The sequence below is a fragment of the Prevotella corporis DSM 18810 = JCM 8529 genome (assembly GCF_000430525.1).
GTDB classification, from domain to species: Bacteria; Bacteroidota; Bacteroidia; order Bacteroidales; family Bacteroidaceae; genus Prevotella; species Prevotella corporis.
In genome coordinates, this window is the sequence record NZ_KE387156.1 from 159236 (window position 1) to 171093 (window position 11858).

Sequence of the window (11858 nt, forward strand, 5' to 3'; positions counted from 1 at the left end):
AGTTATAAGATTTTGGCTACTGAGAAAGGTGTCATAGCTTTTACGACAATATCAAAGTTAGAGCCTTCCTCTTTGTTTTCTAACGAGGTTATCAGAGTAGAAAGGTTATCTGCTTTAATACCTCCTGACATTGCAAATGTAGGTTCACCTTTATCATCATTGGATCTTAAAGGTTTGCCTGGAATAACATTTGAAGAAGATGTGCTTACAGGCTTCTTTTCTTCACTTATACCTTCATCAGCATTAAACTGGGTGAAGCCTCCCAATTCGTCTTTTATATCTACTTCTTGTTCATCAACGGCAGCAGTGGTAACTACTTCACCTGACTTGTCGAAGTAGAGATCATAAACGATATTGTAACCATAATAGCCAATATAGCCAATTATGATAATGGTCATAAATGTACCAAACATAAATTTAACACTTTTAGATTTCTTCGTTCTCTACAAAAATTCAAAGTTCAAGTAAAGGGCTTTGTAGAAACTTTCACAAAAGTATCGTTTTATTTACAACCACACACTCCTCAATGCAGAATACAACAATGAGGGAAAAGAATCAGTGATAAAATAATGTTTTTCGTACTTTATAACGCAATAATAACTACTTATCAACACAAAAGAAAAACGGACTACCTTTCAGCAGTCCGCTTAGATTTATTTCTCATTTTTCTATTGTTGTTCCTTGACAACTTCCCATGGACGATTAGATGGATAATAGTTACCATTCCTTTCTGTAGAACGTGCTGTGTATTTTACAGTTACCATATCGCCTACATGCACATCGAACTTGCTAATATTATCTTCTCCAAAGGTTTCAAGTACCCAATGCTCGGGATATTGTTGTCCCTGCTCTTCAACAACCCATTGTTGAGAAGACCATTTTCCTCTTTGACTCTCACCAGTTTTTACTTCACCGATGGCAATTACCTTTCCATTACATTGTGACATAATTCTCTTGTTTTAAATTGTTTATTTATAACGGTAGTTTCTTGTAAACTCTTCTGCTATTTGCTTTTCAGCCTCTCCATTCTCAGAGACGAAATCTATCGAATAATATTCTTTTACTGGAAGAATGATATTGAAACCCAACTTTTGAGCTTCATGTTCAATGCTATCATGACGACGTGTTTCATCATCAATAAACACGTCGATACTATTCCTATCTACATCGTATCGGCATCGTTTTAAGCGGTCACGCATACGATACTTCTGTTTGTTAGGAAAAACTTTTAACTTCGTCTTAGGATTTAAACCAAAAATAGCGCGTGCTCGTTCCTTCTTGATAAGACGGATGCGAGCTTCTGACATTATCTTTTTTGTCGCTTCCTTGCTGCGCTTCTTATACCCATTGGTAGTTGCTTTGTTGACAATGGTTTTTACAGATGATAGTGATATATCCAATTTGTCAGCAATGGATCTATAAGAGTTTAGTTCAGACATCTTAAGAACATTTGCTTCTAAAGCAGAATGTATCTTGCGTTTGGCGCAGACTTTCTTTAATCCTAACTCGTAAGCCTTTTTTTTCACCGAGGGAACAGAAATACCGAGGCGGTTTGCTAAATTGCCATTAGTTTTATAAGCATAATTCTCTTTTAAGAACTGCTCTCTTTCTTCATTCCATATTGTTGTAGTCTTACTCATTTCTTTTCTTTCTCAATTATGTTTATGATAGAGCTGTCACTATTTTTTTGATAAAACATGGTAGCAGAACTTGGATTTCTCTCCTCATTATAGAATTTCTTTCCTTGTTCATAAAGTTGCTCTCCTCTTTTGTACATAGATGGTGAAATGGCTACCACCCATGTCACACCCGCAATTAGTAGTACTAAAATGTATTTTGTCATTTTTGACACTATCTTTGTTCCATATTTTTGAAAATAATTCTTATTCATAGAACGTACATTTATAGCAATGACTTTTCTGACTTCCTATACTCGTTAAAATTTTTCTTATAATGAAGTATAAAACTTCGAAGAATAGCATTAACTACTGTCTGAGTAGTATAGCCTCCAACTACGTACTTCTTGAAAGTTGCAAGGATATCCTTGTCAACTTTGCAGAAACTTACATTTCCATCTTTTCCTACAATTTTAGGCTGTTGGCTCTCTGTGGCACATTGTCTCCAAAAAGCTGTCCATAAAGCATCACCATTAACTATTTTTGGTTGTTCAAGCACCTTAGCAGGCGTCTTGGAACTTTTCTTCTTTGTAGCTTCTGTATGGGATGTTGATGTTGCAATAGGAGGAGCTGCTGCTGGTGATACTTCTACTTGCCCATGAATGTCATGTAACATTCCCTCGAGTGTTCCTGGGAGTTCCATCATAGAAGATGCTGATGCTGCAATATCTGTTTTATACTTAGTCATTGTCGTTTTCTTTATAAATGGTTTTAAAGATAAAATCAAAGCACTGTTTTGTGAGTTTGTCTGCCTTATCACTATTACTAATAGTATTATAGCGTTCCAAATCGGCATAATTACCAATGCGAGGAGCAATAATACCATATCTCTTGAAGAACGCATCTACAATCTTCCATGCTTGCAACTCACTTCCTTTGCCAACTCGTACATCATACTTATTGCAAATAAAGATAAATTGTGCTTTAATCTGTGGATAAGCTTGCTTCAATCGCAGGACAGCAAGAATGAAGGCACGTGTTGAGTCTATCGTATTTAAATCATAGTGATAAGGACATACGATATAATCTGCATTAGCAAGTAATTCTTTCATTCCTTCCTGTGTTAAACTTCCTGGGGTATCAATAATAGTTGTCCCTTCTAATCCTCTTAATGTTAACATAATATTTCGTGTGCTGGAAGGATCTTTTATTGTAACAGACTGTACATTATAAGGTATATCTTTCTGTCTACGACTATCATCTTTACGACGATTGGCAAAAGTTTGCTGGGGATCTGCATCGACAACAAGTAGAGACACTTTACGTGTATCTGCAAGGTAATTAGAGAATAAACCACATATGGTAGTCTTACCAACTCCACCTTTCTGATTGGCAAAGAGGATAATCTTATTATCTATGATCTTATTAGAAATGTCTACTTTCATAGTAACTCCTCCTATTTTACTTTTGTGAAGCCATTCTCAGGGATAAAAGCAATACTAACGACATTATCTGTTGCCTTAATACTAATATTAAGTGTCTCGTCCCGGATTACCTTATCATCCTTGAAAACCTTTGCATGAACAGAGATCTCTCCACTTTCTTCCATTAAATTAGTGAGAACAAGTACTGCTGAGAATGATGAATATGCACCTTTTATTTGAGCTGATGCATATGAAAAAGGAGTGTTTTCGTAAATGAGCCCCCAAATCATACTCACGTCATGCCCGGTCGATGTATGCATAGTCATACCTTTCCCCTTTAAGTCCCATGCATGAAACTCGAGAACTGGATTAAACTTTGCATAGTCACCCGATAAGGACAATTCCATTTTCATAACAGAATTACTGTTGTTGAGAACTTCTTGCTCATCGTCAGATTGTGAGCCACACGATGTTAGAGCTACTGGCAAAGATGTACATACTGCCAACGCTGCAATAATAAAATAAGATTTCTTCATTTTTATCATATTTAAAATACACGTTACATTGCTATGTGTTCGTAAACGAACATGATTGTTGCGGTTTTAATGAAAACCTGCTAAAACAACAATCTCCATAGTTTGGTAGGTCACTTGAACAAATGTTCAGAGGAGCGGGACCCCATAACATGTAATTCGCTGACAACAGTACAAGTCTGCCTTTACACCTTAACAATAGGGGTCAGCAATGAAATATGATACTGCAAATATAGGTATAATATATGAAACCTGCAAGAGATTACACGATTATTTTATGATTGAATTAAATTATTATGTTTTTATGAATATTCTGTTATACTGTCATATTATTATAACATCATCAAGGCATATTATAATTGTTTATGACTTGATGATGATTGTAATTTCTACTATCTTTTAAAGCCAACTCTGCCAGTATTAAGGTCTTCTTTTGTCTGTTGCTCATTTCCTTCCACAATACTGTAATCGTTTTCTTTAAGCTTTGCAAGAAGTAACTGACCTATTGGTTTTACCTCATCTATTATATCAGAGCAAAGTTTATGAGACATTTGTACAGATGAACCAGCCTCAATGAAGTCCTTTTCTGTCGGATTTGCTTTATACCCAACGCTTGTTGCATGCTGTCCTAAAGGACTATCATGAGTCATATCGTAAGCTGGTGAGAGCTTCCACTTTCCATCTACATAAAGGAAAGAGAAATTTCTTGCATGATCGTCAAAATTTTCAGCATAATAGTTGAACACCATTCTACGAAACTGTTGTTCCACTTCAATATGATCTTGCGTAATGTAGCCTGTCAATGCCAAAAGAGTTTTGTAATCCATTTTGGGAGGATTTATATCCTCATCAAGAAGTCCACTGGCTGTGACCATGTGTATACGCTCACCATCGGGAGAAAGGTCGAAACGTTCCACTCCGAAGTATCGGTCATTGAAAAGCTTAAAACGAGGAACAATAATACCAGCTTCCTTTGCTGCATGACTGTACATGTATTCTATCTTACCTGATTCTATTGGATCATTTATATGCCGGAATTTCACAATCCAATGAGACCCGTTCTCTTGTAGCAGTATTTTAGGACGGACACCACCAGAGTTACCGCTATCCACATACAATCTTCCTGCATTCTTATCGGTTTTCCCTGATAGTATATCCAATGCAGCTTGCTGTATTTTATCAAGATCTTTAAACTTGCTTGGAATCGTTATCTTATTATCAGGAATATAGCATAAAGCTCCCATACCAGATGAGCCGACAATACTTAGTTTCTGTAAAGGGGTGAGAGATTGATAGTTTATGCCTTCCTTATTCAGTTCTTTTTGTAGTACATACTCTCCATATCCTCCAGGCATACAATCTTCAAAGACACCGAAGTTACCATGGAACGGTAGATAAGGGGCTTCAAATAAGTCCCCTTTTAAAGGTAATTTCAATGGGGATATTGAAAAACCAGTGTGTAACCATTCGTTGCAGTATTGGAAAAGACAAGTATCATTGATTCCCATGGTAAGTTGTCCAACCAGTCGATCATGATACATGACTTTTAATGTTTCAAATCTTCTCATCTGTTCCTCTCTTTCTGTTCCTGTTTTTGTTAATCCTAACCATTTCATCAAGACTTGAATACTTTGGTTTTCCTATTAATTCCATCATATCCTCAGCATAACCAAGTATACGGACTATCTTCACGAAGCTGGCAAGCGAAATTTCACCTATATGCTCAAATCTCTGTATTGTAGACAATGGAACACCGCTTGTCTTAGATAGAGATTTCTGCGACAGGTTCTTCTCTAATCGACGTAGCCGACAATTTCTTGATAGACTCCTTAAGATGTCCTCTGTGGATATAGGTTCAAATATATACATTTATAATAACTATAATATTGATTGTTATATTAAATAATATCACTTAATAACTAATATATAAGTTACTGCAAATATAGTTATAATATATGAAACCTGCAAGAGATTACACGATTATTTTATGATTGAATTAAATTATTATGTTTTTATGAATATTCTATTATACTGTCATATTATTATAACATCATCAAGGCATATTATAATTGTTTATGACTTGATGATGATTGTAATTTCTACTATCTTTTAAAGCCAACTCTGCCAGTATTAAGGTCTTCTTTTGTCTGTTGCTCATTTCCTTCCACAATACTGTAATCGTTTTCTTTAAGCTTTGCAAGAAGTAACTGACCTATTGGCTTTACCTCATCGATGAAGTCCTGGCCCATATTGAAATTCCATACCTTGTTCAAAACGATTCGTAAAATGTGTGATCTCTCGTCGGGGAAGTCCTATATCCTCTGCCATATTCTCCCAATATTTCATGTTTCTTGTCACGTCCTTGATAATACCTCTTGCAGTCGTTTCATCCAACATATAAAACTCATGGGCATTATAGAGACTATTGAGAGAACTATCGTTCGAATTGGCATCAATAAGCAATGCCTGAAACATACCATTTGTTGGGTTTATGTCGTAAGCAGGGGACAATTCCCAGCCTTCCTTACCAAGTAGGAACGAATGATTTCTAAAATGATCGTCGGTATTACCAATGCAGATATTAAAGGCTACTCGCTTATATAGCTCTTCTAAATTAGTTTCTATGTGGTTGCCACCCCCTGAAATGATAAAATCCACAATATCCAAATAGCCTTTTCCAGTTCTTTGTCCGTCGCCATCAGTGAAGCCAAGGACGGTGAGAGAAGAAGCCATGTGGATTCTCTTGTTCTCTTCGGATCTATCAAATCTTTTAGAGAGGAGTATATCCTGATCAGCTCCTGTCCTAATTACCTGTGTTTCGGCAACGTTAATACCACATTCCTTAGCCATCAGATGGGCGAAATGTTCCCAGCGTGATACGTTGATGTCGTCATTGATGGAAGGGAATTTGGCAAGATAAAGATGACCGCCACTCTGCACACAAGCCTTTGGGCGTGCTCCACCCATTGAGGAACCAGGTTGGAAAAGCCTCTGTACCCACTTCTTTTCTGGTTCCAAATGCTTATACTCACTTTTCTCAATCTCTTTAGCAGCTTGTAAAAGTTCGTCAATGTGTATGGCAGGCGGAACGCTGTAACCAGGCGTAGAGCTGATAAATGCTCCGCTATTTGGATCCTGAAAGCGAAAACCACCCATACGCAGCTCATCTTCCACGCCTTTGAGATAGTCCCAATCAGATAAGGTATGGCTTGCTTTCCCTTCTGTCTCTAGTGAAGTACGCAAGTCTATCAGTCGTCGCCCCCATCTGTCAGGGAGAGCATCAGAAAAACAACCGAAGATGTGGTTATCTCGGCTATATTGTACCCCGGGATATGGGCGGAGGTCTTGCCCAAAGTGAATTTTAGGAAAGATTTTGAGCCAGTTTTTATCAAACTCAAAAGAAAATACGTCAGAGCCTCTTAGGTATTCATGCCCAAGAGTGCCTACCTTCTTCTCCTTGTCCATCCAGTCGAAACTGGCTATAACATCTAATTTTTCCATGTGTTATCTTTTTGAAGCTCGTTTCTTATTCTTGATACCCAAGTCCTGTATCATGTGTCCTAACTCATCGTCTTTAGCCAAATGAAGAATGTCATCTTCGAGTTGCAGGGCATTGAGCACTCGCATTACCACACCGAGAGACACTGTAGGCTCACCTTTCTCCAAACGTGAGAGAGTAAGCCTTGTGCATTGCGCACGTTGAGCCACCTGGTCCATCGTCAGGTCTCGGCGCAATCGGGCAAGGCGGAATTGCTCACCCACTACGCTCAATTTCTCTTGCAGTGCTCTGGTCATCCAGTTTGCTTTAGTAAACTTTGTCATAATGTATCTTTTATGGTGCAAAGATACAATAATATGTTTAGTTTATATTACTTTATTCTGGTATTTTTTTATTCTTTGCTTAATCCTCTTCTGTTTCCATAGGTTTTTTGATATTCGTATAATAGGCTCCTGAAGGATTGCCTCCGAAACACCAGCAGATGATTAAATTTTCATCCTCATTTCGAGGTTTTACTTTTGTACCATCTTTTAATGTAATTTCAACCCAGTCATCTTCCCCATGCTTGATGTATGCAACTTCTTCTTTTCTGAAGGTTATTGCATTAATACAGAAAATACCTTTTAGTGCATTTCTAAGAAGAGCACATTGAATCCACCCCAAATCGCATATGTGAAGGGAGCGGGGCGAACACTCCTTAATAATACTGTCAGGTAAAATATCTTCCATTTCACTGATAGAATTAACTCCATATCTTTTAGTAAGATACTCTTTGACTTTATTTTTGTCGAAAGGAATTATGTTTTCTCTCACATACTCTTCGGCTTGTTCCTTATTATCAAAGAATTTTTCATTCTCTTCAAATCTATAAAAGTGGTCTCCATCAATATATGAGTATATATATGGATTCTTATCATCATCAAAGATGACAACTATTTCTACAATGCTGCCACAATCGGTTACTAAAATTTTATTTTCTTTGCGCATAACTATTTATTTTTTACAATTCTAACTGAACGTGAAAGTGATATTCTCGACACAAGCAACTTATCTGCCTGATTGCGTTTGGATTTTGATTGTAAGGAAAGAATATAATTCGCTCCTTGGACAGGCATCTGACTCCCTTTTTTCTCAAACAATATACCAAGTTATACCTTCTTTTGATAATTTTATTCATCCTTGTTGCGGTCTGACGTGAATATGGTTGCTAAAGCATAAGTTATATCTCTAATTCACTTTTTTTGTTTATTCTTTTAGTAATGATAGTTATGACACCAGCAACGATAGCCAATAGTGACATAGTATCTGAAAACTGCTGCCAAGAATTTATTCTGCATTTAGTAGTCTGCAACTGATAATTCCTTTTTTTTCTGATCTGGAGCAATTCTACTAAATTTATTGATTTAAAGAATTTCTTCATACCTCATACCTTCATTAAATCTCGTATCATATTCTTGTTAAACCAATACGTTCCACCAACCTTTCTCATGGCACTATCAATCTTGCCACTCTTTACAATACGACACACAGTAGGTACACTACATTTTAAAAATTTTGCAAGAGATTTATAGCCTGACAACCAGCTATCATCGTCAAAAAGCTCATTAGAAGTATTACCTTCATAGCTTTTATTATATGTGTTCATAAGCTCTACAAAATCCTTCCCTGACAACTGTGCCAATGGAGTCTCTAACAAACCTTGTGTTAATTCCATATTCTTCACTTTAATACATAAATTAATAATACCTGGCAAAAAGCCAAATCTCTGTCGCCTTGATAAATGTATTAAAGAATATTGGAGAGACTACTGTCTGATAAACCAATAATTGTATTAAAGTTTCTTGAAACGACGATACAAAGATAATAAAATCTATTTCATGTCCCTTACTTTTTACTCATCAAATTGTTTCATATAAGAAGACTTCACTTCATCAGCTATATCAATATAAGGTTTCATAGCTTTGTAATCACTATGTCCAGTCCACTTCATAACAACACTGGGAGGGATTCCTTTTGCAAGAGCTGTGCATATAAATGTACGACGACCGCAGTGAGTTCCTACAAGTTCATATTTAGGCTTTACCTCATCTATTCGCTTGTTACCTTCATAATGGGTGCTTTTTATAGGTTCATCTATTCCTGCTAATTTGCATAATGTATGAAGCCTCTTATTCATCTTCTGATTACTTATAATAGGCAATACTTTTTTATCAGGGAAATGAATATCAGAATACTTGTCTAAGATAGCTTGTGATTTACTATTTATCTCTATGATTATTCTATCTGCTGTTTTTACAGTAACAATTTCAATCTTTCTATTGTGAATGTCTTCCCATGTCAGATTATTGACATCAGAATATCTTAATCCTGTATAACAGCAGAATAGAAATACATCACGCACTGCTTCAAGTGATGTATATTTCTCTGGGATTTTAAGGTTTTCTACTTTCTCCAATTCCTCTTGTGTTAAGAATATGACACGCTTACTTGCACTCTTCAATTTAGGCTTGAAGTGTTCAAAAGTGTGATTAGTATGATAGTCTTTCTCATAACACCAACGAAGATACCAACGTAAGAATCCAAGCTGTTTATTAATCGTGCTATTCTTCATACCTTTCTTTCCCATATAGTTTATGAAGTCAGCGATACCGTCTTCATTAAAATCTTCAAAGTTCAATTTTTTATTAAAGTCTTGTAAATGGTTACGTAAAGCTGCAAATTTTTCATAGGTCGCTGGAGTCCAATCATTGAGTTTGCCATTAACTTTCACAAACTCATCAAAACACTTCCAAAAATCGTTTTTCTTCTTTTTAGGTTTATTAATGTCCACTTGGTGCACATTTATAGTACTATCTTTTTTAAATGATTCTTCCGTGGTTAGAGGCTGTGGATTGGTCTTAACATGAAAGGCATTACGCAATTCTTTAGGCGATGGTATGATCTGTCGTAACTCAAATTCACGAAAAACAGCAACCATACATGCTCTCATCTGGGACAAATGTTCATTAAACTCGTTAGTAACAGTTGTATTGCTATTTAGGGACATTATACGCTGTTGCCTATCGTCCCAATTCTCTTTTTGAATTACAAGCCCTGTCTGGAAATCTAGTCGATTCCCATCATATGATACACGCATACGAATCCTGTAACTAGCGTTTCTATAATTACGTATTGAAAATTTTATAGTTCTTTTTATAATCATATTTGATAATCTTTATTTCAAAGTTAATCAAATATACAGTTTTGCCCCACTTTTTGCCCCAATATTTCCCATTTGTAAAATAAAAATACTTTGTTGGCGAAGAACTGTTTTTTATTGGTATTTTTGACCCCCCTTTATATTGCCCCACTTTTTGCCCCTCTTTTCTTCACGGAGGATTTGAACTATAATTATCAAAATATAAAATATTATTTCAAATAATATCAGCAACTTTTTGTTACTCAGTGATTTTTGATATTATCTGATATACATCTTTAATGTTTTTGTATAGATGACCACTTCCCTCTCTCTCCGCGTGAAGTACTCTGTAAAAAGAGTTGAGAAAAACTTCAAAAACACGTAAGTATCGTAACTTCAATAAGTTGCGATACTTTTGTTTCATACAAATCTTACTTTTCAGAGGTCGTTTAGAGGTCGTATATACTCCCAAAATACTCTCCTGTGGCTACAATCTGGCTACATTTTTTTGAGACAAACAAAAATTGTAGCCAAGAGTTCGTAGAGAGTTCGTTTAGAGTACTTGTATTTTACTGCTATTCAAACAATTATGTAGAACTTTGTAGCTGGGCTACAGAAGTTGAAAGTATGGACGTTTGGCTACAATTTCCTTTTCGTCTGGCTACAATTTCTCTATTTCTGGCTACAATTAAAAAAAACAAGTATGAAGACAAATTTTAGAACCGCCTTCTATCTTAGAAGCAACTATGTCAACAAGGAAGGAAAGACACCAGTAATGTTGAGAATCTATCTCAATAATGAACGGCTTTCACTTGGCTCCACAGGAATTGCGGTAGAGCAATCACTATGGGACAAGGAGAATGAGAAACTGAAAGGACGTACAACCGACGTTCTTAGTACAAATCTTGAACTGGACAACATTCGTAATGGCTTGCAGAGTATCTATCGAAAATTAGAAGACAACCCCGATATATGTCTGGAGCGCATCAAATCAGAATATCTGGGTAAGAAAGAAGACATTGATACACTGTTGCAACTCTTTGATAAGCACAATGCCGATATAGCACGACAAGTCGGTATTTCTGCAAGTAGTGCAACATTACAAAAATATAATGTCTGCGAACGCCACTTCAGGGAATTTCTCCAAAGGAATTACAAAAGGTCGGATATCAAACTATCAGAGCTTACATATACAGTTATTAGAGAATTTGATATCTACCTTCGTACAGTCGTTGGGCAAAATCCCAATACCGCAACCAAGACAATGAAAACTTTCAAGACCATAACAATATTAGGACAAAAGATGGGAGTTTTGTATCACGACCCCTTCCTCAACCACCGTTTTCACTTGGAGCCGGTCAATCGAGGTTTTCTCACGGATGAGGAGATTATGAAGATAGCCAACAAGGAATTTGCTATTCAACGCTTGGAGTTAGTAAGGGATGTTTTCATCTTTTCATGCTTCACAGGTCTGGCATATATTGACGTATCCAATCTCACACCAGACAATATCGTAACACTTGATGATAAGCAGTGGATTATGACCAAGAGACAGAAAACAAATGTGGAGACAAATGTTTTATTGCTTGACATTCCCAAGAGTATCAT

Annotated in this window: 16 protein-coding genes; 1 reads left to right on the top strand and 15 read right to left on the bottom strand. The window is 36.3% G+C overall.

What is annotated here, in order from left to right; genetic code table 11:
• Positions 1–2 precede the first annotated feature (2 nt).
• From H515_RS0111115 to H515_RS0111190, 15 genes are all read right to left on the bottom strand, one after another.
• Positions 3–413, bottom strand: coding sequence for a hypothetical protein (locus H515_RS0111115; RefSeq protein WP_025876628.1), 411 nt, complete (start codon positions 411–413; stop codon positions 3–5).
• Positions 414–668: 255 nt separating this feature from the next.
• Positions 669–947, bottom strand: a complete 279-nt coding sequence (locus H515_RS0111120; RefSeq protein ID WP_025876626.1) for a DUF3127 domain-containing protein — start codon at positions 945–947, stop codon at positions 669–671.
• A gap of 21 nt (positions 948–968) precedes the next feature.
• The gene (locus H515_RS0111125; protein ID WP_025876624.1) at positions 969–1640 is read right to left on the bottom strand and encodes a hypothetical protein; all 672 of its coding nucleotides are present in this window, start codon (positions 1638–1640) and stop codon (positions 969–971) included.
• Positions 1637–1891 carry a hypothetical protein gene (locus H515_RS0111130; RefSeq protein WP_025876622.1) on the bottom strand — a complete coding sequence of 85 codons (255 nt, stop codon included), beginning with the start codon at positions 1889–1891 and terminating at the stop codon, positions 1637–1639. Before H515_RS0111130 ends, H515_RS0111125 begins: the two co-directional genes overlap by 4 nt.
• Before the next feature lie 11 nt (positions 1892–1902).
• On the bottom strand, positions 1903–2364 hold the full coding sequence (locus H515_RS0111135) for a hypothetical protein (protein WP_025876620.1): 462 nt from the start codon (positions 2362–2364) through the stop codon (positions 1903–1905).
• On the bottom strand, positions 2357–3061 hold the full coding sequence (locus H515_RS0111140) for a ParA family protein (protein ID WP_051274770.1): 705 nt from the start codon (positions 3059–3061) through the stop codon (positions 2357–2359). Before H515_RS0111140 ends, H515_RS0111135 begins: the two co-directional genes overlap by 8 nt.
• A gap of 11 nt (positions 3062–3072) precedes the next feature.
• Positions 3073–3576: a hypothetical protein gene (locus H515_RS0111145; protein WP_238300135.1), complete on the bottom strand. Its 504-nt coding sequence runs from the start codon at positions 3574–3576 to the stop codon at positions 3073–3075.
• Between the two features lie 389 nt (positions 3577–3965).
• Complete coding sequence (locus H515_RS0111150; protein ID WP_025876614.1) at positions 3966–5141, bottom strand: type II toxin-antitoxin system HipA family toxin; 1176 nt, start codon at positions 5139–5141, stop codon at positions 3966–3968.
• Positions 5128–5442 carry a helix-turn-helix domain-containing protein gene (locus H515_RS0111155; RefSeq protein WP_025876612.1) on the bottom strand — a complete coding sequence of 105 codons (315 nt, stop codon included), beginning with the start codon at positions 5440–5442 and terminating at the stop codon, positions 5128–5130. Before H515_RS0111155 ends, H515_RS0111150 begins: the two co-directional genes overlap by 14 nt.
• A 233-nt stretch (positions 5443–5675) precedes the next feature.
• Complete coding sequence (locus H515_RS14635) at positions 5676–5822, bottom strand: hypothetical protein (protein WP_154653702.1); 147 nt, start codon at positions 5820–5822, stop codon at positions 5676–5678.
• Positions 5800–7074 carry a type II toxin-antitoxin system HipA family toxin gene (locus H515_RS0111165; protein ID WP_028901960.1) on the bottom strand — a complete coding sequence of 425 codons (1275 nt, stop codon included), beginning with the start codon at positions 7072–7074 and terminating at the stop codon, positions 5800–5802. Before H515_RS0111165 ends, H515_RS14635 begins: the two co-directional genes overlap by 23 nt.
• Positions 7075–7077: 3 nt before the next feature.
• Complete coding sequence (locus H515_RS0111170) at positions 7078–7395, bottom strand: helix-turn-helix domain-containing protein (protein ID WP_025876610.1); 318 nt, start codon at positions 7393–7395, stop codon at positions 7078–7080.
• A gap of 79 nt (positions 7396–7474) precedes the next feature.
• Positions 7475–8059: a hypothetical protein gene (locus H515_RS0111175; protein WP_025876608.1), complete on the bottom strand. Its 585-nt coding sequence runs from the start codon at positions 8057–8059 to the stop codon at positions 7475–7477.
• Between the two features lie 436 nt (positions 8060–8495).
• The gene (locus H515_RS0111185) at positions 8496–8786 is read right to left on the bottom strand and encodes a DUF3853 family protein (RefSeq protein WP_025876604.1); all 291 of its coding nucleotides are present in this window, start codon (positions 8784–8786) and stop codon (positions 8496–8498) included.
• Positions 8787–8963: 177 nt separating this feature from the next.
• Positions 8964–10274: a site-specific integrase gene (locus H515_RS0111190; protein ID WP_025876602.1), complete on the bottom strand. Its 1311-nt coding sequence runs from the start codon at positions 10272–10274 to the stop codon at positions 8964–8966.
• A gap of 679 nt (positions 10275–10953) precedes the next feature.
• Here H515_RS0111190 and H515_RS13515 point away from each other — a divergent pair.
• On the top strand, positions 10954–11858 hold a 905-nt coding region (locus H515_RS13515; RefSeq protein ID WP_036891896.1), incomplete at its 3' end, for a site-specific integrase.

What these genes read in the sequence shown, in the direction of transcription:
- H515_RS0111115 (WP_025876628.1), bottom strand. Translation starts at nt 413, where the DNA reads ATGTTTGGTACATTTATGACCATTATCATAATTGGCTATATTGGCTAT.
- H515_RS0111120 (WP_025876626.1), bottom strand. Translation starts at nt 947, where the DNA reads ATGTCACAATGTAATGGAAAGGTAATTGCCATCGGTGAAGTAAAAACT.
- H515_RS0111125 (WP_025876624.1), bottom strand. Translation starts at nt 1,640, where the DNA reads ATGAGTAAGACTACAACAATATGGAATGAAGAAAGAGAGCAGTTCTTA.
- H515_RS0111130 (WP_025876622.1), bottom strand. Translation starts at nt 1,891, where the DNA reads ATGAATAAGAATTATTTTCAAAAATATGGAACAAAGATAGTGTCAAAA.
- H515_RS0111135 (WP_025876620.1), bottom strand. Translation starts at nt 2,364, where the DNA reads ATGACTAAGTATAAAACAGATATTGCAGCATCAGCATCTTCTATGATG.
- H515_RS0111140 (WP_051274770.1), bottom strand. Translation starts at nt 3,061, where the DNA reads ATGAAAGTAGACATTTCTAATAAGATCATAGATAATAAGATTATCCTC.
- H515_RS0111145 (WP_238300135.1), bottom strand. Translation starts at nt 3,576, where the DNA reads ATGAAGAAATCTTATTTTATTATTGCAGCGTTGGCAGTATGTACATCT.
- H515_RS0111150 (WP_025876614.1), bottom strand. Translation starts at nt 5,141, where the DNA reads ATGAGAAGATTTGAAACATTAAAAGTCATGTATCATGATCGACTGGTT.
- H515_RS0111155 (WP_025876612.1), bottom strand. Translation starts at nt 5,442, where the DNA reads ATGTATATATTTGAACCTATATCCACAGAGGACATCTTAAGGAGTCTA.
- H515_RS14635 (WP_154653702.1), bottom strand. Translation starts at nt 5,822, where the DNA reads ATGGGCCAGGACTTCATCGATGAGGTAAAGCCAATAGGTCAGTTACTT.
- H515_RS0111165 (WP_028901960.1), bottom strand. Translation starts at nt 7,074, where the DNA reads ATGGAAAAATTAGATGTTATAGCCAGTTTCGACTGGATGGACAAGGAG.
- H515_RS0111170 (WP_025876610.1), bottom strand. Translation starts at nt 7,395, where the DNA reads ATGACAAAGTTTACTAAAGCAAACTGGATGACCAGAGCACTGCAAGAG.
- H515_RS0111175 (WP_025876608.1), bottom strand. Translation starts at nt 8,059, where the DNA reads ATGCGCAAAGAAAATAAAATTTTAGTAACCGATTGTGGCAGCATTGTA.
- H515_RS0111185 (WP_025876604.1), bottom strand. Translation starts at nt 8,786, where the DNA reads ATGGAATTAACACAAGGTTTGTTAGAGACTCCATTGGCACAGTTGTCA.
- H515_RS0111190 (WP_025876602.1), bottom strand. Translation starts at nt 10,274, where the DNA reads ATGATTATAAAAAGAACTATAAAATTTTCAATACGTAATTATAGAAAC.